Below are 18,712 nucleotides of genomic sequence, written 5' to 3'. Positions count from 1 at the left end.
TTCAGGCTGCGTGCAGATCCTCCTCGATCCAGTCGAGATCACAGCACAACACTTCCAGCCGACCCGCGCGGCGCACGCTCATGGACAGGGTCACGCACATGCTGGAATCGGCGATCGACAGGTAGGGACGGGTGATCTGGATCGTGCCGGGCGCCTCCAGGGCGCGGCGCAGATAGGGTCTGCGAAACCAGTTGGCGCCTGCCGCATCCGAGATCGGGCCGAAGCGGGGGTCGTTGGCCCGGACCCGCCGGTTCAGATTCTGGCCGAGCTGATTGCCTTGTTGATCCATCACGTAGCAGCGCTGCACATGGGCCATGTCGAGCAAAGTGCCACAGGCGTGCCGGGCATCACCACTTGCGGCATAGTCGCGGGCCGCCTGCTCGAAAGGCTGCAGGAATGCCGCTATATAATCGCGCCGCTGCAGGGATTGCGTTTCCGAAACCTGATTGAAGCGCCCGCATAGGGCGTCGAAATCGGGCTGGCTGACAGGCTTGCCACCCAATTCTGGCCGGCCAAAGAAATAGCCCTGCACGAAATCGACATCGGCCTCGACGGCGATCAGCGCCTCGCGCTCGGTCTCCACCCCTTCCATCAGCACCAGGCTGCCGGCTTCGTGCAGCAGCGAGACGATGCGCGGCATCAGGCGCCGTACCTTGGGCGAGCGCGCGGCTTCGGCAATCATCGAGCGATCCAGCTTGACGATGTCCGGCTGCAGGCGCCAGATCCGGTCGAAATTGGAATGTCCCGCGCCAAAGTCATCGATGGCCACCAGGCAGCCAAGCGCACGGTAATACTGGACCGCATCCGCCAGCATAGCCTCCTGCTGGAAGGCCGCCTCGACGATCTCGGCGACGATGCGGCACCCCGGGCATTGATAGCGCGCTAGCAGCTCCCCGAAAAAGGCCCCATAGTGCTTGCCGCGCACTGCCGTGTCCGGATTGATGTTCAGAAACAGCCACTCGTCCGCCATCAGCGGCAGGGCATTGCGCAGATGCAGGGTGCGGCAGAGCCGGTCGAGATAGATCCCCTGGCGCTCATCCTGGACCGCGGCAAACACATCCAGGGGTGATACCGGTTCGCCGCTGCGGGAAAAGGCGCGCAGCAGACCCTCGCTGCCGATGCGCTTGCGATGCGCCAGGCTGAAGATGGGCTGGAAGGCGCTGGTGAGCAGCAATCCTCCGAACTTGCCATAATGGCTGAACTCGCGCGCGCTGATCGCGGCCTCGATGAGATCCAGGTGCAGGGGACCGGGCTGCGTCATGCCACCCGACTCACCTGGAACTGCCCCACCAGTCGCTGCAGCTTGCCGGCCGTGACCTGCACCTGGTCCGCGCTCTGACGCAGGTCATCCACCACGCCCTGCATGCCCGCCGTGATCTCGGCGGTGTCGCGCGCGCTGCGGTTCTGCGCCTCGCTACCCTTGGCGATGGTCTGAATCACCGCGTTCATGCGCTGCACCACCTGCTCGATGTCCGTGTGATTCCCGGCCGTCTCCTCGGCCATGCGCAGGCCGTCCTCCACCCCCTGCATGCCGTTTTCCATGACCGTCACCGCCTGGCGCGCCTCGCCCTGCACATTGCCGATCATTTCGTGGATGTGACGCGTGGCCTCGGTGGTGCGCTCGGCGAGCTTTCTGACCTCATCGGCGACCACTGCAAAGCCGCGTCCCTGCTCGCCGGCCCGCGCCGCTTCGATGGCGGCGTTGAGCGCCAGCAGATTGGTCTGATCGGCGATGTCATTGATCACGCCCGCGATCTTGCCGATCTCCTCGCTGCGCTGCTGCAGGGCGCGGATACTGCGGGCCGATTCCTCGATCGCGTTGCGAATTCCCTGGGTCTTGCCGCGCACCACGGCAAACTGGGCCTGGGCATTGTGCACCACCTCGTCCATGGCGGTCTGCATGGCGCTGGCGGTTCCCGAAGCCGACTCGATCTCGCGCATCTGGTCGCGCAGGGTATCGAGCATGGTCTCGATTGCCGCCAGTACCTGCAATGAGCTGACGCTGGCGGCCTGATTGCGGTCCAGCATCTGGTGATTGGTTTCCCGGACCTCCTCGGCCACCTGGATCACCTGACCGACGATGCCATCGAGATTGTCGATGAAACTGTTGATCCAGCGCCCCATTTCGCCGGTCTCATCGGCCTTGAAGCGCTTGCTGTCGAGGCGCTGGCGCAAGTTGCCTTCACCCTCGGCGATGGTGCGGATCACATCGGTCATTTCATCGAGCCGGCGGCTCAGTGAAGCGGTACCGAAGCGGTAGAATATCGCGCCGCCCATCACGAACAGGGCACCGGTCGCGACCTGGGCCATCAGGGGTGTCAACCCCGAGAACCGCGTCAGCAGGACATTGGCCAGCCACAGCGACAGGGTCACGCCCAGATACCAGCGCATCAGCCGGAAGCTGATCGACCGGCGCCGGTACACCTCCTCCAGATCCCCTTCGCACATCATGCCCCAGCGATCCGGCGAGCCCGGCATCTGGAAAGTCACGCCCTTGCCGATCACCGGTACATGCCGGTAATCCGAATAACCGGGATACGTGACGAAGAGGTTCTCGCCCTGCCGAATCGTCTCGCGTACGCCTGGATGCAGTTCGCGGGTGGCCGGATCGGTGAAGCGCAGCTCCAGCTCCGTATGTGCCTTGACCTGCACCGTGCCCCAGGGCGTGTGCACACCACCCTTGAGGTTCTCGCCATAGGAAAAGGTATCGTCCTCGAAGCGCGAGCGCGACAGTGCCGTGCCTGGCTGAATCATTGGATCGAAGCGTGATTCCACCATGAAGAGATAATTATCCCCGGACTCCGGATAGACATGCCCGGCCTCGCGCTGAATCAGATCACCCAGCACATCATTCGGCACCCGCCCACACAGACAACCCAGCACCCGGCCCTCACGGCGGATCGGTTGATAGAACATGAGCGTTACATCGTCATGGAATTTGGACGTGGAAGGGCCGATGGACCCGGTGGCCCGGTCCACATAAGGTCCATGCAGGAAGGGTGCCTGCTGGCCCGCCATGACTGCCTGCGGCAGCAGATCCCGCGCGCCGAGACGCGCCGCATGGGTCGATGCCAGCACCGTGCCCTGGGCATCGATCACGAAGAGCTCGGAGAAGTCCGGCGCCTGGCGCCGTTTGGCGACCAGCCGCGCCTGCGGTACTTCAGGAAAGTCGCTGGCAAGCACCTCCGCCAGACTGCCCAGATGTCCCCATTGGGACTCGGCCCACTGCATCAGGATCTTCTTTCGAGTACCGGCAATACCCTCGAAAATACTCTCCACACTGGCATAGACCTTGCGATTCAGAAAACAGGACCATCCCATCGCGAGCTTGCCCGTCTTGCCGAACCAAGGCAGCCAGCGACGTTCGCTGCCTGTCAGCCGCATCGATCGGCTCTGTAAGTGCATCGTGCCATCCTCCCTTTTGTTAAGGAGGTCTATGCAATTATCGTACCTGTATATTCTGGATTAGTAATACCTTTGGAGGACCATTTAGCACCATTTTGGTGCATCGAGAAAACTGCTGCACCAAAGCAGATTTCTCCCATGGTCAAGGTGAAACCAGCCATTCAGCAACTTCAGCTCTTCGTCCTAGGACCTAACGCCCTGATTTCCTTGCATCATTCCTGCCACTTTTGTTGTCATATGGTTTAGTGAGGGTGGCTTCGCCCCGCCCGAGTATGGCCCGTTCCCGATCCCGGCGAGGCAGCATTCCTGAAAACCTTTTCCACAAAAGGAGCCTGACCATGCCCAGACTCGAAGGACACAAATCTCCCGTCACCCGCACCATGGTCATCGTACTGGTGCTGCTGATCCTGGCCCTGGGCGCGTTCCTGCTTTACGACCAGTACCAGCAACGATCCGTCCTGGAAGACGAAACCATCGCGGTTCCGGCCCAGACCAGTGCTGGCCATGCGCCACTCGCGGACGCGGCCTGGCAATTATCCAGCAAGGAGTGATTTATGCGTAAAGGGCATAGCATCATTGGATTGAAAGTCATCAGCCAGCCGGATGGCGAAACGCTCGGCAGCGTGCGGGATCTGGTGTTTGATCACGATGCCGACCGCCTGGTGGCGCTGGTGCTGTCGGACCGGGAACTCTTCGGCATGATCAAGGCACACGTCGTGCCCTGGGAGGCCCTCATCACCATCGGCCCGGATGCCGTCATGGTCCGGGATGACCATGCCAGTATCGTCGTCGACGAGCGCCCGGAGATCCGCAAGCTCATGGAAGGGGCTGGCGCCCTGTCCGGCAAGCGCGTCTTCACCACCGACGGCCGTGATTTGGGCACCCTGGGGGACATGTACATCGATGAAGCCAGCGGCAATATCGTCGGTTATGAGGTCTCCGGGGGCGTGGTCAACGACGCCATGGCCGGCAAGCGCTTCCTGGCGGTGGAGCATGGCATGCGGCTGGGCGAGGACGTCGCCCTGGTACCACCGGAAGCAGCCGATGCCCTGACTGCGCAAGCCGAAAGCCAGCCCGGTGGCCTGCGGGGCGCGGCAGCCACGGCGCAGGAAAGGCTCGGGACAGCCGCCGAGGGCGCCAGAACCCGCGCCGCCGGCATCTATGAAAATATCAGCGAGGCCTCGGTCGAGAAACAGCGCGAATTCGTCCTCGGCAGGACCGCCGGGCGCGACGTCTTCATCCCGGCCACGCAGGGCCTGCCTGACACTATCGACCTTTCCGCCGCCTCGGCCAGCACCCAGCACGACCTGGACAGCGTTGAAGCCAGCTCCCTCGACGACAGCGAAGCACCCGAAACTCTCCTGGTACGCAAGGGCGAGATCATCACCGAGGAGCAGATCGAGCGCGCCGAAGCTGCCGGCCGGCTTCGCCAACTGGTGCTCGCCGCCGGTGGCGGAGCCGTGAGCGCCGCCTGGAGCAGCGGCAGGGAAAGGATCAGCGGCTTGGCCGCCAGTGGCACATCCTCTACCGCCGAGGCCGTGGTCGGCAAAACCGCCGGACGCGAAGTACTGCTGCCCAGCGGCGCCACCCTGGTCGCACCTGGCATGATCATCACCCCGGAAATCCTGCAGGAAGCCCGCCTGCATGGCAGGGAGCGAGAACTGATTGCTGCTGCGGGTTCTGGCATGGCTTCCCAGGGCATGCAGGCCACCCGTGAAAAGGCCGGCAACTTCTGGGAGACGGTCAAGGAAAAGGCCGCCGAACTGACGGCCGCCATGCACGCCAAGCGCGCGGAGTACGCGGCCAAGCAAGAGCAGCAGCGCATCAATGACGCACTCGGCCGCCCGACCACCCGCGTCATCCTCGATCGTGCCGACAACGTCATCCTCAATACCGGCGAGATCATCACCCATGCCGCGGTCGAGCGGGCCCGCGCCGCCGGCGTCCTGTCGGTGCTGCTCGATTCCGCCTACAAGGGCGATCCCGGCATCTCGCCCGAGATGACGCGCGCCGACAGCAGTGGGGAGGCCGCGCTGGATCAGGAGAACCCTCACCCGATCACCCCGCCAGCGGGCGAGCGACCGGGTCAGCAACCGACTCTGCGCTAGCGGATGAAACCTTCAGGCGGCCTGCGGGCCGCCTTTTTCATGGATTTGCGCCTGCGCCGGTCAGGATCTCCAGCCGTGCGAGCAGGGCAAGGGCTTCGGCAGATGATGCGCCGCACATGTCCATTGCCGGCTTGAGACTGGCGCATACTGCCGGGCGCTCGGGCCGCCCGAAGATGCGGCAGCGGTTCGCCTCATCGAGCTGCACGCAGCGCACCCCCGCAGGCTTTCCTTCCGGCATGCCGGGAATGGGCGAGGAAATGGAAGGCGCGATGCAGCAGGCACCGCAACCGGAGCGGCAGTTCATGGGGCCGGATCGGATTTACGGTTATCAGGCTCTCCAACTGCCGCTAGAAAACACTCCAAGGCTTGCGCGATTGCTTGCTGAGTTTGTTCCAGCACTAGCTGCCGGGCCATGAGGGGGCTGACCTTGCTGTAGTTCTCACCCTGCCATTCAAACTGCTGCCCAAAGGGCAATTCACTGAATTTCATTGATTTTTATCATTTGTCAGCTCGGCAGCACCGCAACCCCAGCCGCATCACAGGCCGCGCGCAGGCGCGTATCGAGTGTGGCCAACGGCAACCCGCGGCGCTGGGCAAGTTCGAGATAGGCGGCGTCGTAGCTGGTCAGCCCATGACATATCGCCAGTTCCAGCACGGCGCCAAGGCTGCGCTCAAGGTACGTTTCCTCGATCTTGATGGGCAGGACCCGCAGGTTGCCAAACATGATTTCGCGCTCTTGCTGGGAAATGCGCCCACGCCGTTGGGCCATGATCAGTACATTGGCGATTTCCAGAGGCCAGATCGCCGGGACCAGTGCGTATTCTCCAGAAAGCTGCTCAAGCAAGCGATCGGCCGCCGGGCTGGCTTCATCAGGCAGTAACCAGGCCAGCGTGACGGAACTATCAAGTACGAAGGGCATCAGTAACGATGCCCTTCATGCGCCAGCTCGCGCAGGTTTTGTCCTTCCTGCAGAAGGTCATCCAGGCGCAGCCCACGTTCGGCGAAATCCGAGCGCAAATTACGGAGCGCCGTGATTACCTGATTCACGGCATCAAGGTCCCGCTGGTTGACAGGCACGAGCTCCGCCACCGGATGACCATGCTTGGTGATGATGAAACGCTCGCCCTTCTGCACCCGTTCCAGGAGCTGGGGCAGATGGGTCTTGGCCTCATAGGCGCCGATCTCGGACATGGGAAACTCCTCCAGACTAGTGTTAGACCAGTCTATATCTTGCAAATTACGCAATCAAGCAATGCGCAAGAGTAAAAATTCTCAATTGGAGTCAGGTCGAAGCACCAGCAGCCGATTTCTGAGTCAGTCCCGAAATGGATTTTCGATGATCAGCCTGTCGATGCGTTGACCATGTTGTAGGTCCTCGCTGTAGAGCCGGGTGCAGCCGGCTTCCAGAGCCGCAGCTATGATCAGGCTGTCGTAGAAGCCGTAGCGATAGCGCCCCTGGATGTCGAGGCCGCGCTGATAGAGGGCGATACTGGCCGGCACCCGGAACAGCGGCGTGAGTACGGTATCGAGATAGGCGCGGGTGGCATCCGTATCAAGGGGAATCTCGGCTTTGCGCAGCACGGTATTCAGGCATTCCTGTATCACCTGAAAGCTGATGCAGGCCTTGCCGGTGGCCACACCTTCGCGAATGATGCCTTCGGCGATGGCATATTTGCGGGTATCCAGCGCTTCGAGTTGATAAATGAAGAGGTTGGTGTCGATAAAGCAATCAGCGCTCATTCATTTCGTCCCGCGTCAGCTTGCGCCCGACCCGGACCTTGCCGCGCAGGGATTCGACGACCTCGTCGTAGCGCTGCATGCGCTCCTGGCGGCGCGTATAGTCCACGAGCCAGCGGCGAAACTGTTCGTTCAGGGTGGTGTGTTCGGCCCGGGCCCGCTCGCGGGCGGCTTCGATGAGTTTTTCATCCGCGCTCAGGGTAATGTTCTTCATGGCAATCCCCATCATTCGTGTACACGGACTTAGTGTACATTGCTGGCAAGAGGATAACCATCCGCCTACACATCCAGCCTCGACACCTGCAGCGCATTCTCCTCGATAAACGCCCGGCGCGGCTCGACCGCATCGCCCATCAGCGTACTGAACACCTCGTCGGCGGACACGGCGTCCTCGATGGTCACCCGTAGCAGTCGCCGGGCAGAGATGTCCATGGTGGTCTCCCAGAGCTGCTCAGGATTCATCTCACCCAGGCCCTTGTAACGCTGGATGCTCTGGCCGCGCTTGGCCTCCTCCAGCAGCCAGCTGATGGCTTCGCGGAAGCTGCGCACCGCCATGCCCCGCTCGCCGCGCTCGATGCGCGCGCCGGTGCTCAACAGGCCTTCCACCTGGGCGCCGAACTGATGCAGCTTGCGATACTCGCCACTGAGCAGGAACTCGGTGTCGATCAGGGCTCGCTGCGTGCTGCCGTGGATATGCCGGGTGATCTGGATACAGGCTTCCTCGCCCTCGGCCTTCGTCCATTCACCGCTGAAGGTCTCATCCGCCAGGCAACCGGATTTGAGCCGCGCCAGCAGGTCGCTCAGGAAGGCCTGGCCCTGGCCGGCATCATTCAGACCCGCCGAGCTGAGCTCGGGCATATAGGCCATTTGCCAGAGGATGGCGCTCGGGTAACGCCGCGCCAGGCGCTGGATCAGGGCATCGACGACCTGGTACAGGCGCGCCATTTCCGCCAGGGCCTCACCCTGGATCAGCTCGCGGCCTTCGCCGGGCAGCAGGCGCGCGCCATCCATGGCGGTTTCCAGCAGATAGCTGGCCAGTTCGGCGTCGTCCTTGATATAGCGCTCCTGCTTGCCGCGTTTGACCTTGTACAGCGGCGGCTGGGCGATGTAGATGTAGCCGTTTTCCACCAGTGCTGGCATCTGCCGGTAGAAGAAGGTCAGCAGCAGGGTGCGGATGTGGCTGCCGTCGACGTCGGCGTCGGTCATGATGATGATGCGGTGATAGCGCAGCTTCTCCGGGTTGAATTCTTCCTTGCCGATGCCGGTGCCAAGTGCGGTGATCAGGGTGCCGATCTCATCCGAGGACAGCATCTTGTCGAAACGCGCCTTCTCGACATTGAGGATCTTGCCCTTGAGCGGCAGGATGGCCTGGAACTTGCGGTCGCGGCCCTGCTTGGCCGAGCCACCGGCGGAGTCGCCCTCGACGAGATAGATCTCACACTTGGCCGGATCGCGCTCCTGACAGTCGGCCAGTTTGCCCGGCAGGTTGGCGACATCCAGCGCGCCCTTGCGCCGGGTCAGCTCGCGTGCCTTGCGGGCGGCTTCACGGGCGCGGGTGGCCTCGACCACCTTTTCCACGATGCTCCGGGCATCCTTGGGATTTTCCGCCAGGAAGGTCGCCAGCGCGTCGGTCACCAGGCTTTCGACGATCGGACGCACTTCGCTGGACACCAGCTTTTCCTTGGTCTGGCTGGAGAACTTCGGGTCCGGCACCTTCACCGACAGCACCGCGGTCAGGCCTTCGCGGGCATCATCTCCCGAAGGCGCGATCTTGTGCTTGGCCAGCACGCCTTCATGCTCCATGTAATTGTTCAGGGTGCGGGTGAGCGCGCCGCGCAGGCCGGCGAGATGGGTGCCGCCATCGGCCTGGGGAATGTTGTTGGTATAGCAATACACCGCTTCCTGGTAGGCGTCGGTCCACTGCAGGGCGACCTCGACCTGGACGCCATCCTTCTGGGCGTTGATGCTGATGACCTGGTTGTGAATGGCGTGCTTGCTGCGGTTGAGGTGCTCGACGAAGGCCCGGATGCCGCCTTCATAGAAAAAATTCTCCTGCTTGCCGCTGCGTTCGTCACGCAGGTCGATGTTGACGCCCGAGTTCAGGAAGGCCAGCTCGCGCAGGCGCTTGGCGAGAATCTCGTAGTGAAACACCGTGTCAGAGAAGATCTCGGGGGTGGGCTTGAACTGCACCGAGGTCCCGGTGCTCTTGCTCTGGCCGGTGATGGCCAGGGGCGCGACCGGTTCGCCGTTGCGGTATTCCTGGGTATAGAGATTGCCGTTGCGCCGGATCGAGAGTTGCAGCCATTCAGACAGGGCATTGACCACCGAGACACCCACGCCATGCAGGCCGCCGGATACCTTGTAGGCATTGTCGTCGAACTTGCCGCCGGCATGCAGCACGGTCATGATGACCTCGGCGGCCGAACGGCCTTCTTCCTCGTGGATGTCCACCGGAATGCCACGGCCATTATCCGAGACGCTGACGGATTCATCGACGTGGATCGTCACGGTCACCTGATTGGCATAACCGGCCAGGGCTTCGTCGATGGCGTTGTCCACGACCTCGAACACCATGTGATGCAGGCCGGTGCCGTCATCGGTGTCGCCGATGTACATGCCCGGCCGCTTGCGCACCGCATCCAGTCCGCGCAGGACCTTGATGCTGGTGGAGTCATAAACCGGTGGCGTTGCTTGAGTGCCGAGGATCTCGTTTGCCATATCAGTTGCTTTCATGCCGCTTTTCCTTCAATCAAACGAATATTACCCGCTTCCAGCCCGAAAACCTGCGCGTCGCTGCTGGCGCCGGCAGGGATCTGGCTTTGATGGGTGACGGTTGCGAATACTTGCAGTTCCATGCCCTGTAAAGTCTGCAGCAGGGCTTCCCGCGCGTCCGGGTCGAGCTCGGCGCCAAAATCATCGAGCAGTACCACCGCGCGAATCCCGCGTTGTGCCCGCAGATAACGCAGTTGCGCCAGCCGGAAGGCGTAGCTCCACAGCTTGATCTGGCCCCGCGACAGGATCTGCGCGGCCGGCCATTCCTGCCATTTGAAGGTGAGGTCCGCCCGGTGTGGCCCACTATGGGTGAAACCGGCGTCGAGATCGCGTCGGGCATCCTGTTCCAGGGCGGTTTCCAGGCTTTTTTGGCGGGACCAGCCGGACAGGAGCTGCAGACTGGCGTCCTCGGTCTTTTCGCGACCAAATTGCGCCAGGGTCTCAGTGAAATAGGGGGTCAGTGCTGAGATGTAATCCTGTCGCAACTGTTCCAGTCCCAGGCCAAAGTCGAGAAAGGGCCGGTCCCAGGGATTGTTGCCGGCGGGCCGGCTCTTGAGCCAGGCATTGCGCTGTCTGAGTGCCCGGCGAAAACCCTGCAGCAGCTCGCCGTAACGAGGTTCCACGTGGAACAGTCCCCAGTCCAGCAGGCGCCGGCGCTGTTGCGGGCTGTCGCTCAGGATCTGGCTGTTATCCGCGGTCATGGCGAGTATGGGCATGATTTCCAGCAGGCGCCAGGCACTGTCCACGACCTGGCCGTCGATCTTGATGGTGCGGGTATGCCTGTCACGCAGGATACCTACCCGGTGGTGCTTGCCATCGCCTTCGATCTCACCAAACACCAGCATCTCCGTTGCCGTCAGGCGGATCATGCCCTCGCCCCGGTCGCGAAAGCTGTTGCCGGTGCCGAGCATGAAAATGCCTTCCAGCACGCTGGTCTTGCCCTGGCCATTATTCCCAAGCAACCAGTTCCAGCGCGGGCCCGGCTTGAAACGCAGGTCCTGCAGGCAGCGCAGATTCTGGATATGGACCAAGGCCAGGTGCATCAGGATCAGAGGCGCATCGGCATGACGACATAGAGCGGCTGCTCGCTGTCCGGTGTCTGAATCAGGCCGCTGCTATTGCTGTCCTTAAACAGGAATTTGACAACTTCACCGGTCAAAGAGTTCACTGCATCAATGAGATAGTGGATGTTGAAGCCAATTTCCATCTCTTCGAAGGGGTATTGCACGGCCAGCGTTTCCTCGGCCTCCTCCTGCTCGACATTGTGGGCGCTGATGCGCAGTTCATCCGGCAACAGGTGCAGGCGGGCGGCGCGGAATTTCTCGCTCGACAGAATGGCAACGCGTTGCAGGGCGCCCTTGAGTTCTTCGCGGTTCACCAGCAGGGTGCGGTCATGCTGGCGCGGAATGACACGCTCGTAATCCGGAAAACGCCCGTCCACGAGTTTCGAGGTGAATACCAGATCGCTGCGGCTGATGCGCAGGAAATTGTCGCCCAGCGAAAACTCGATCATGTCCGTGCTGTTTTCCAGCAAGCGCTGCATCTCCAGCACGCCCTTGCGCGGCACGATGGCGGAAATCACCTCGCTGACGCCGGTCTCGGCCATGCCCTGGGCCATGGCCAGACGATGGCCATCGGTGGCCACGCAGCGCAGCCCCTCGGGCCGGCATTCCAGGAACATGCCGTTGAGATAATAACGCACGTCCTGCTGGGCCATGGCCATGCTGGTGCGGTCCAGCAGGGTCTTGAGCGTCTGTTGCTCGATGCGGCCACGCAGCTTTTCGCCCTTGCGATCCATGGCCGGAAAGTCGCTGGCCGGCAGGCTCTGCAGGGTGAAACGCGAGCGACCCGAGCGCACGATGGTGCGTTCGCCCTCGAAGCTCACCCGGATCTCGGCATCATCCGGTAGGCTGCGGCAGATATCGAAGAACTTGCGCGCCGGGATGGTGCCGGTGCCCGGTTCTCGTGTCTCGACGCTGACCGTGCTCTGCATCTCCAGCTCCAGATCGGTGCCGGTCATGCGCACTTGATCGTTCTCGCAGTGGATCAGCAGGTTGCTCAGGATAGGCAGGGTCTGGCGTTTTTCCACCACGCCAACGACCGCCTGCAGCGGCTTGAGTAGGGCGTTGCGTTTGCTCAGGAACTCCATGTCGGTCCTCTATATATTAATTGATGTTTGGTTTTTTGTTTTCTTTTATGTTTACTACTAGCTTGCCGATGATCTGTGGACAAGCCGAATTTCGTGTTCATATTCAATCATTTGCTTCGCCTGAAACGCTGGTGGCAAAGTCCCCGGAACCATGCTGACTCCCTGTGCAGCCTTTGTGGATAAGTTCGGTGCCCGGTTTCATCCCAGGCTTGTCCACAGCTTCTGCCCCGGGTTCCGGGGCAGTTTTCAACAAGCTTCAGGAGCTGAGCGTGCGCAGCAGATTCTGATAGTCCTCGTTGATGCGCGGGTCCTGTTTGCGCAGGCTTGCCACCTGGCGGCAGGCATGCAGCACGGTGGTGTGGTCGCGTCCACCGAAGGCCTCGCCGATCTCCGGCAGGCTGTGGTTGGTCAGTTCCTTGGCCAGGGCCATGGCCACCTGCCGGGGACGGGCCACCTGCCGGTTGCGACGCTTGGACTGCATGTCCGAAGCGCGGATCTTGAAGTATTCCGCCACCGTCTTCTGGATGTTGTCGATGCTGACCAGGCGGTTCTGGATATCGATCAGATCGCGCAGGGCGTCCTTGGCCAGACCAAGATCGATCGGCCGGTTGGTGAAGCGGGCATGGGCCATCACCCGGCGCAAGGCACCTTCGAGCTCACGCACGTTCGAGCGGATCTTCTGGGCGATGAAAAAGCCCACTTCCTCGGGCAGGTCGATGCCATCGAGTTCGGCCTTCCTGAGCAGGATCGCCATGCGGGTCTCCAACTCATGCGGCTCGATGGCGACCGTCAGCCCCCAGCCAAAGCGTGACTGCAAGCGTTCCTCCAGGCCCTCAATCTCCTTGGGATAGCGGTCGCAGGTGATGACGATCTGGCGCTGGCCTTCAAAGAGCGCGTTGAAGGTGTGGAAGAATTCCTCCTGGGTGCGGTCCTTGCCGGCAAAGAACTGGATATCATCGATCAGCAGGGCATCGAGAGTACGGTAGCGCTTCTTGAAATCATTGATGGCATTATGCTGCAGGGCGCGGACCATGTCGCTGACAAATCGCTCGGAATGGACATACAGCACCTGGGCCTTGGGATTGCGGCCGAGCATGTAATTCCCGATGGCCTGCATCAGGTGGGTCTTGCCCAGACCCACCCCGCCGTAGATGTACATCGGATTGTACGACAGGCCGGGATTTTCGCCGACCTGCCGGGCGGCGGCGATGGCGAGCTGGTTGGACTTGCCTTCGACATAGGTCTCAAAGGCATGGGCCGGATTGAGATTGGTGCGCGTAGGGGCCGCCGCGCCGGTGTCGGCGGCGCGGGATTCGGGCTCCGGCTGCATGGTGGCCGGACTGCCTGTCCTGGTTTTTGCGAAACTGGCCTGGCGCGGCGCAGGTGCCGGTTTGGGGGCGCTGCCGTCATCCACCACCAGGTCCACTGCCACGCTGCCCTGGCTGATCAGCCCGACGATGGCGCGGATGCGTTCCAGGAAGCGGTCACGGACCCAGTTGCGCACGAAGGTATTGGGTGCCACCAGCACCAGCTGTTCGGTCTCGCGCTGACCTTTCAGCGGCCGGATCCAGGTATTGAACTGCTGAACCGACAGCTCGCGCTGGAGCTCGTTCAGGCACTGATCCCAGAGATCGGCGTCGGGGTTTGTCATGGACATCTGATTGGAAGCCGCTTGCAGTAAAACTGATATTGTAGTCTATTCTACCCGATCTATCCCACTTGTGCGCGGCCGGGCATGGCTTGACTTGTGGCAGGTGCCCGCGTAATTTATCCGCCTTTTCAGGCATTCCCCATTTTCAGTATTTTTGCACCGATGAAGGTCAGCCAACCATGAAGCGTACATTCCAGCCCAGCGTCCTGCACCGCAAGCGCGTTCACGGTTTCCGTGCCCGCATGGCCACCCGTTCCGGCCGCCTGGTATTGAAGCGCCGCCGTGCCAAGGGCCGCGCCAAACTCTGCCCGTAAATCCATGATGAGTCTGCACCTCGCCGGATCCGGTGGGGATCTGCGAGGAGCGGCTTTTCGATGCTGATTGCGGCAGTCATGCAGGAACCCCGCCCGGACGCGGCAAGCTCCTGTGCCTTCCCGAAAGGGAACCGTCTGCTCAAGGCCGCGGAGTTCCAGCAGGTCTTTCAGCAAGGCCGGAAAATCGTCAGCAGTGAACTGGTGATCTATGTGCTCGCACGCGAGGCCACGGGTTCGCGCCTGGGCATGGCCGTCAGCCGCAAGGTCGGCAAGTCGGTACACCGCAGTCGCATCAAGCGATTGCTGCGTGAGGCCTTCCGTCTGAACCAGATGCACTGGCCGGCCTGTGACCTGGTGGTCGTTGCCCGCCCCGGTGCCCGCCAGCTCACGCTGGAACTGGCAACCAGACGCCTTCAGGAAGCGGTGAAGATCCGGCGTGCTGCCTTGCCTCTGGTGAAAAACCAGGATGTCTGAAGCTGTCGCGGGCTGCGCGTTTTTCGCTGGGGACAAATCATGCACCGACTGCTCATCCTCCTGATCAGGGTCTATCAGATCGTGCTCAGCCCCTATCTCGGGCAGCGCTGCCGTTTCTATCCCAGCTGTTCACACTACACCATCACCGCACTGCAACGTCATGGCGCCCTGAAGGGGAGCTGGCTGGGCTTGCGGCGCATTGGCCGTTGTCACCCCTGGCATCCGGGCGGTGTCGATCCCGTTCCCTGAGACAATAACACCGATACAGGTCACCCATGGATCCGCAAAGAACCCTGCTTGCCGTAGCACTGTCGATCATCGTGCTGCTGCTGTTCCAGTCCTGGAATGCCCAGCAGCAACCAAAGCCCGCCACACCGATGGCCCCGACCGCCAGCGCCCCGGCGCACAGCCCGGTTCCGGCCGCCCAGACCCCCTCGGTGCCAAGCCTGTCCCACGCTTCGCCAGTATCCGGTGGCACGATCGAGGTCGAGACCGACCTCTACCGCCTGACGCTCGATCGGCTTGGCGGCGATATCCGCCAATTGGTGCTCAAGCGCTATACCGTGGCAGCCGGTTCCAGCGAGCCCCTGCAACTGCTCGGAGGTCAGGGCAATCAGCGCTGGATCCAGCAAAGTGGCGTGACCCCGCAGGGCGGGACCGCCACCCCGCTGCTTTTTGAGGCGGACGCGACGCGCTATCAGCTGCAGCCGGGCCAGAACACCCTCGAAATCCGCCTCCAAGGCCGGATCGGCAACGTTCTGGTGCACCGGATCCTGACCCTGCGGCGCGGCAGCTATCTGATCGACAGTCGCTATGAATTCGTCAACCAGGGCGGCCAGCCCTGGCAGGGGCAGGTGTACAACCAGTTTCTGCGCGATGGCAGCGGTCAGGGCTCCTACTTCATGCCGGTGTTTACGGGCGCCGTGGTCTATCGCGATAACGAATTCCAGAAACACGCCTTCAAGGATCTCGACAAGAACAGCATCGGCGCGCCGGTCAACGGGGGCTGGGCCGGCATCATGGACCACTATTTCCTGACCGCGGTCCTGCCGCCGCAGAACCAGCCGGCCCAGGCCTATGCCCGCGCCACCGGCGATGGCTTCTATGTCAGCGGCATTGCGCAGAGTCTGCCGATTCTCTCACCCGGCCAGCGGGCCAGCGTCAGTGAACAACTCTTCATGGGCCCCAAGGAGCAGGACCTGCTGGAATCTCTCGATCGCGGCCTGAACCGCGCGGTGGATTATGGCTGGCTGACCATCATCGGCCAGCCCCTGTTCCAGCTCCTGTCCTGGTTCCACAAGCTGACCGGCAACTGGGGCATCGCCATCATCCTGCTGACGCTCGTCGTCAAGCTGCTGTTCTTCCCGCTCTCGGGCGCGAGCTATCGCTCCATGGCCGGCATGCGCAAGCTGCAGCCGAAGATGGAGAAGATGCGCGAGCGCTACAAGGATGACAAGCAGAAGCTTGGTCAGGCCATGATGGAGCTGTACAAGACCGAGAAGGTCAACCCGCTGGCGGGCTGTCTGCCCATCATCGTGCAGATCCCGGTCTTCCTCGCCCTTTACTGGGTGCTGCTGGAAAGCGTGGAACTGCGCCAGGCGCCCTTCTTTCTCTGGATTCAGGATCTGAGCATCCGCGATCCTTTCTATGTCCTGCCGGTACTCATGGGGGCGAGCATGATTCTGCAGCAGCGCCTGAATCCGGCACCCATGGACCCCATCCAGAAGAAGATGCTGTATCTCCTGCCGGTGATCTTTACCGTGTTCTTTGCCTTCTTTCCGGCGGGCCTGGTGCTCTACTGGGTGGTCAACAACGTCATTTCCATCGCCCAGCAGTGGTACATCACCCATCAGGTGGAGAAGGCTGGCTGATCGCACTTTGGCGTTTTCAAGGTAAACCAACCGCAAGCTGGCCATGTTCCGCAACGCTGACACCATTGCCGCCATCGCCACCCCGCCCGGCCGGGGTGGGCTGGGGGTGATCCGCATCTCCGGTCCACAAGCCCTGCCCATTGCCCATCGGCTCAGTGGCCGTACCACGATCCGCTCGCGCTACGCCCATTACGTCCATTTCCGGGATGTCCGCGGTGAACCGCTCGATACGGGTCTGCTGCTCTACTTTCCTGGCCCCAAAAGCTTCACCGGCGAGGATGTGGTGGAAGTGCAGGGCCACGGTGGTCCGGTGATTCTCGAAATGCTGCTGGCGCGCATCTATGCGCTGGGTGCGCGTGCGGCCCGGCCCGGCGAGTTTTCCGAACGCGCCTTCTTGAACGACCGGCTCGATCTGGCCCAGGCCGAGGCCATCGCCGATCTGATCGATGCCCAGACCCAGGCCCAGGCGCGCGCCGCCACCCGCAGCCTGGCAGGCGAGTTTTCCAGGGTGGTCAATCAACTGCATGAACAACTGCTGGAGCTGCGCGCCTTCATCGAGGCCGCCATTGATTTTCCCGATGAAGAGCTGGATCTGCTCGAAAGCGGCCAGGTCGGCCAGCGCCTGCAAACGCTCTCCACTGAAGTGCAGCATCTGCTGGCGCAAAGTGGACAAGGCGCCTTGTTGCGCGAGGGCGCGCGCGTGGTACTGGCGGGCCTGCCCAATGCCGGCAAGTCGAGTCTCCTGAATGCCCTGGCCGGCATGGAGTCCGCCATCGTCACCGATGTGCCGGGCACCACCCGCGATGTCCTGCGCGAGCAGATCCAGATCGATGGCCTGCCCCTGCACATCGTCGACACCGCCGGGCTGCGCGATACCCAAGACGCGGTGGAACGCATCGGCATCGAGCGCGCCTGGCAGGCCGCTCAGGAGGCGGATCTTTGCCTGCTGGTGGTGGACGCCCTGGCGGGCTTTGGCGCCGAGGATGTCGCCATCCGCGACCGACTCGCTGCCTCCGGCGCCCCAATCCTGACCGTTTTCAACAAGCTGGATCTTGTGACAGAACGATTCGCGCTACCTGCGGATGCCATCGGCATCTCCGCCCGCGATGGTAGCGGTTTCGACGATCTTCGCATCCGCATCAAGGCCCTGCTCGGCTATGGCGGCGAAGCGGCGGGGCTCTTCAGCGCCCGCACCCGCCACCTCGATGCCCTGCGCCGCTGCCAGCAGGCCCTCACAGCCGCCGCCGGTGCGCTGGCGGCCCACAGCGGCCTGGAACTGCTGGCCGAGGATCTGCGCCAGGCGGGCGAGGCCCTGGGCGAGATTACCGGACAGGTGAGCGCGGACGAGCTGCTGGGCGAGGTGTTCGGGAGATTCTGCATCGGAAAATGATGCTGACCGAATGGCCAGGTTAAGGTGAATATCTGCCTCGGGGGCATGAAGCCGTTGCGCCAAACATACTTTGTAACTATCCTCCATAAGTCCTTTAAAAGGGGGGATAGCATGCGACACATCATCATGGCGGCCGCGCTCTGCGGCCTGAGCAGCACAGCATTGGCGGAGCCCTTTGCCGGGGCCTATCTCGGCGGCCAGCTCGGTGGGAGCTGGATCGGTGCCGAGGCCGATGCCAGTGGGTATAACGCCGAGGTGGAGCGTAGCGTCGCACCCCAGGGCACGGTCCAGGCCGGCTACAACTGGGCCATCGGAAACACGGTGCTGGGCGTGCAGGGCTTTGGCAGTCTGGTCGGCAAGAATGACCACGATTACAGCATTACGGATGCCAGTGGCAACACGTTGGCCAGTGGGCGCGCTGAATTTGGCGCCGATGCCTACGGCCTGACCGGCCTGGTCGGCATCAAGAACATCGACACCATGACCTATGCCAAGCTCGGCATGGCCTGGGCACAAATCAAGGATGTCAAGGAGCGCGACAGCAACACCGATCTGGGGGACTCGGAGCGCGAACGCGCCCTGTATGCCGCTCTCGGTGTGGAATACTTGTTCAATCCGCACCTGGGCTTGCAGACCGAGGCCAGTTACATACGCTACAGCGACCGGCTCACGGTCGAAAACACGGCCGTGGATTATAACATCAGCAACATCAGCCTGACGCTGGGCCTGAACTACCGCTTCTAAGCACTCCAACCCGCACTCGTGGCGGGGTTTTTTATGCCCTGGTTCCTGAAGTTTCTGAATTCTTAATCGGAAAACCCTGCCAGAATCAGTTGCAGGT

The 18,712-nt window shown here is 62.2% G+C and carries 20 protein-coding genes; 8 read left to right on the top strand and 12 right to left on the bottom strand.

Features of this window, described 5'->3' with window-relative positions; genetic code table 11:
* Position 1: 1 nt before the first annotated feature.
* On the bottom strand, positions 2-1,261 hold the full coding sequence (locus WOB96_RS07715; RefSeq protein ID WP_341370705.1) for a sensor domain-containing phosphodiesterase: 1,260 nt from the start codon (positions 1,259-1,261) through the stop codon (positions 2-4).
* Positions 1,258-3,405, bottom strand: coding sequence for a methyl-accepting chemotaxis protein (locus WOB96_RS07710; RefSeq protein ID WP_341370704.1), 2,148 nt, complete (start codon positions 3,403-3,405; stop codon positions 1,258-1,260). The genes WOB96_RS07715 and WOB96_RS07710 overlap by 4 nt, the downstream gene beginning before the upstream one ends.
* 338 nt (positions 3,406-3,743) lie before the next feature.
* Here WOB96_RS07710 and WOB96_RS07705 point away from each other — a divergent pair, with 338 nt between their 5' ends.
* Positions 3,744-3,956: a hypothetical protein gene (locus WOB96_RS07705; RefSeq protein ID WP_341370703.1), complete on the top strand. Its 213-nt coding sequence runs from the start codon at positions 3,744-3,746 to the stop codon at positions 3,954-3,956.
* Between the two features lie 3 nt (positions 3,957-3,959).
* Complete coding sequence (locus WOB96_RS07700) at positions 3,960-5,513, top strand: PRC-barrel domain-containing protein (protein ID WP_341370702.1); 1,554 nt, start codon at positions 3,960-3,962, stop codon at positions 5,511-5,513.
* Positions 5,514-5,550: 37 nt separating this feature from the next.
* On the opposite strand, the gene WOB96_RS07695 is transcribed toward WOB96_RS07700, so the two are convergent.
* The 10 genes from WOB96_RS07695 to dnaA form a co-directional block, all read right to left on the bottom strand.
* Entirely contained in the window at positions 5,551-5,817 is a 267-nt protein-coding gene (locus tag WOB96_RS07695; RefSeq protein ID WP_341370701.1) for a YkgJ family cysteine cluster protein, read from the bottom strand.
* Positions 5,814-6,002 (bottom strand): hypothetical protein, encoded by a 189-nt coding sequence (locus WOB96_RS07690; RefSeq protein ID WP_341370700.1) that lies wholly within the window; start codon positions 6,000-6,002, stop codon positions 5,814-5,816. Before WOB96_RS07690 ends, WOB96_RS07695 begins: the two co-directional genes overlap by 4 nt.
* 16 nt (positions 6,003-6,018) lie before the next feature.
* Positions 6,019-6,432, bottom strand: coding sequence for a type II toxin-antitoxin system VapC family toxin (locus WOB96_RS07685; protein ID WP_341370699.1), 414 nt, complete (start codon positions 6,430-6,432; stop codon positions 6,019-6,021).
* Positions 6,432-6,704: a type II toxin-antitoxin system Phd/YefM family antitoxin gene (locus tag WOB96_RS07680; protein ID WP_341370698.1), complete on the bottom strand. Its 273-nt coding sequence runs from the start codon at positions 6,702-6,704 to the stop codon at positions 6,432-6,434. Before WOB96_RS07680 ends, WOB96_RS07685 begins: the two co-directional genes overlap by 1 nt.
* 123 nt (positions 6,705-6,827) lie before the next feature.
* Positions 6,828-7,253 (bottom strand): PIN domain-containing protein, encoded by a 426-nt coding sequence (locus WOB96_RS07675; protein WP_341370697.1) that lies wholly within the window; start codon positions 7,251-7,253, stop codon positions 6,828-6,830.
* The gene (locus tag WOB96_RS07670; protein WP_341370696.1) at positions 7,243-7,464 is read right to left on the bottom strand and encodes a hypothetical protein; all 222 of its coding nucleotides are present in this window, start codon (positions 7,462-7,464) and stop codon (positions 7,243-7,245) included. Before WOB96_RS07670 ends, WOB96_RS07675 begins: the two co-directional genes overlap by 11 nt.
* A gap of 65 nt (positions 7,465-7,529) precedes the next feature.
* Complete coding sequence (gene gyrB, locus WOB96_RS07665; RefSeq protein WP_341370695.1) at positions 7,530-9,983, bottom strand: DNA topoisomerase (ATP-hydrolyzing) subunit B; 2,454 nt, start codon at positions 9,981-9,983, stop codon at positions 7,530-7,532.
* The gene (gene recF / locus WOB96_RS07660) at positions 9,980-11,065 is read right to left on the bottom strand and encodes a DNA replication/repair protein RecF (protein ID WP_341370694.1); all 1,086 of its coding nucleotides are present in this window, start codon (positions 11,063-11,065) and stop codon (positions 9,980-9,982) included. The genes gyrB and recF overlap by 4 nt, the downstream gene beginning before the upstream one ends.
* Positions 11,066-11,070: 5 nt before the next feature.
* A complete protein-coding gene (dnaN, locus tag WOB96_RS07655) occupies positions 11,071-12,171 on the bottom strand; it encodes a DNA polymerase III subunit beta (protein ID WP_341370693.1) in 1,101 nt (366 codons plus the stop codon).
* Between the two features lie 256 nt (positions 12,172-12,427).
* Positions 12,428-13,822 carry a chromosomal replication initiator protein DnaA gene (dnaA, locus tag WOB96_RS07650; protein ID WP_341370692.1) on the bottom strand — a complete coding sequence of 465 codons (1,395 nt, stop codon included), beginning with the start codon at positions 13,820-13,822 and terminating at the stop codon, positions 12,428-12,430.
* A gap of 179 nt (positions 13,823-14,001) precedes the next feature.
* Here dnaA and rpmH point away from each other — a divergent pair, with 179 nt between their 5' ends.
* The 6 genes from rpmH to WOB96_RS07620 all read left to right on the top strand — a co-directional run bounded on the left by rpmH (position 14,002) and on the right by WOB96_RS07620 (position 18,615).
* Positions 14,002-14,136: a 50S ribosomal protein L34 gene (rpmH, locus tag WOB96_RS07645; protein ID WP_341370691.1), complete on the top strand. Its 135-nt coding sequence runs from the start codon at positions 14,002-14,004 to the stop codon at positions 14,134-14,136.
* A 60-nt stretch (positions 14,137-14,196) separates the two neighbouring features.
* On the top strand, positions 14,197-14,610 hold the full coding sequence (gene rnpA / locus WOB96_RS07640; protein ID WP_341370690.1) for a ribonuclease P protein component: 414 nt from the start codon (positions 14,197-14,199) through the stop codon (positions 14,608-14,610).
* Between the two features lie 39 nt (positions 14,611-14,649).
* Positions 14,650-14,859 (top strand): membrane protein insertion efficiency factor YidD, encoded by a 210-nt coding sequence (gene yidD, locus WOB96_RS07635; protein ID WP_341370689.1) that lies wholly within the window; start codon positions 14,650-14,652, stop codon positions 14,857-14,859.
* Positions 14,860-14,885: 26 nt separating this feature from the next.
* The gene (yidC, locus tag WOB96_RS07630) at positions 14,886-16,481 is read left to right on the top strand and encodes a membrane protein insertase YidC (protein WP_341370688.1); all 1,596 of its coding nucleotides are present in this window, start codon (positions 14,886-14,888) and stop codon (positions 16,479-16,481) included.
* Between the two features lie 43 nt (positions 16,482-16,524).
* Complete coding sequence (gene mnmE, locus WOB96_RS07625) at positions 16,525-17,871, top strand: tRNA uridine-5-carboxymethylaminomethyl(34) synthesis GTPase MnmE (protein WP_341370687.1); 1,347 nt, start codon at positions 16,525-16,527, stop codon at positions 17,869-17,871.
* A gap of 111 nt (positions 17,872-17,982) precedes the next feature.
* Positions 17,983-18,615: an outer membrane protein gene (locus WOB96_RS07620; protein WP_341370686.1), complete on the top strand. Its 633-nt coding sequence runs from the start codon at positions 17,983-17,985 to the stop codon at positions 18,613-18,615.
* Positions 18,616-18,712 lie beyond the last annotated feature (97 nt).

Source organism: Thermithiobacillus plumbiphilus, assembly GCF_038070005.1.
Lineage (GTDB): Bacteria > Pseudomonadota > Gammaproteobacteria > Acidithiobacillales > Thermithiobacillaceae > JBBPCO01.
The sequence above is the reverse complement of the archived record's forward strand: the minus strand, read 5'-3'. Positions and strand labels throughout refer to the sequence as shown.

Coding starts and splice junctions, on each gene's coding strand:
- yidC (WP_341370688.1), top strand. CDS start 14,886: ATGGATCCGCAAAGAACCCTGCTTGCCGTAGCACTGTCGATCATCGTG.
- WOB96_RS07690 (WP_341370700.1), bottom strand. CDS start 6,002: ATGAAATTCAGTGAATTGCCCTTTGGGCAGCAGTTTGAATGGCAGGGT.
- recF (WP_341370694.1), bottom strand. CDS start 11,065: ATGCACCTGGCCTTGGTCCATATCCAGAATCTGCGCTGCCTGCAGGAC.
- WOB96_RS07700 (WP_341370702.1), top strand. CDS start 3,960: ATGCGTAAAGGGCATAGCATCATTGGATTGAAAGTCATCAGCCAGCCG.
- WOB96_RS07705 (WP_341370703.1), top strand. CDS start 3,744: ATGCCCAGACTCGAAGGACACAAATCTCCCGTCACCCGCACCATGGTC.
- WOB96_RS07685 (WP_341370699.1), bottom strand. CDS start 6,432: ATGCCCTTCGTACTTGATAGTTCCGTCACGCTGGCCTGGTTACTGCCT.
- rnpA (WP_341370690.1), top strand. CDS start 14,197: ATGCTGATTGCGGCAGTCATGCAGGAACCCCGCCCGGACGCGGCAAGC.
- yidD (WP_341370689.1), top strand. CDS start 14,650: ATGCACCGACTGCTCATCCTCCTGATCAGGGTCTATCAGATCGTGCTC.
- WOB96_RS07670 (WP_341370696.1), bottom strand. CDS start 7,464: ATGAAGAACATTACCCTGAGCGCGGATGAAAAACTCATCGAAGCCGCC.
- mnmE (WP_341370687.1), top strand. CDS start 16,525: ATGTTCCGCAACGCTGACACCATTGCCGCCATCGCCACCCCGCCCGGC.
- WOB96_RS07710 (WP_341370704.1), bottom strand. CDS start 3,405: ATGCACTTACAGAGCCGATCGATGCGGCTGACAGGCAGCGAACGTCGC.
- rpmH (WP_341370691.1), top strand. CDS start 14,002: ATGAAGCGTACATTCCAGCCCAGCGTCCTGCACCGCAAGCGCGTTCAC.
- dnaN (WP_341370693.1), bottom strand. CDS start 12,171: ATGGAGTTCCTGAGCAAACGCAACGCCCTACTCAAGCCGCTGCAGGCG.
- WOB96_RS07695 (WP_341370701.1), bottom strand. CDS start 5,817: ATGAACTGCCGCTCCGGTTGCGGTGCCTGCTGCATCGCGCCTTCCATT.
- gyrB (WP_341370695.1), bottom strand. CDS start 9,983: ATGAAAGCAACTGATATGGCAAACGAGATCCTCGGCACTCAAGCAACG.
- dnaA (WP_341370692.1), bottom strand. CDS start 13,822: ATGACAAACCCCGACGCCGATCTCTGGGATCAGTGCCTGAACGAGCTC.
- WOB96_RS07675 (WP_341370697.1), bottom strand. CDS start 7,253: ATGAGCGCTGATTGCTTTATCGACACCAACCTCTTCATTTATCAACTC.
- WOB96_RS07715 (WP_341370705.1), bottom strand. CDS start 1,261: ATGACGCAGCCCGGTCCCCTGCACCTGGATCTCATCGAGGCCGCGATC.
- WOB96_RS07680 (WP_341370698.1), bottom strand. CDS start 6,704: ATGTCCGAGATCGGCGCCTATGAGGCCAAGACCCATCTGCCCCAGCTC.
- WOB96_RS07620 (WP_341370686.1), top strand. CDS start 17,983: ATGCGACACATCATCATGGCGGCCGCGCTCTGCGGCCTGAGCAGCACA.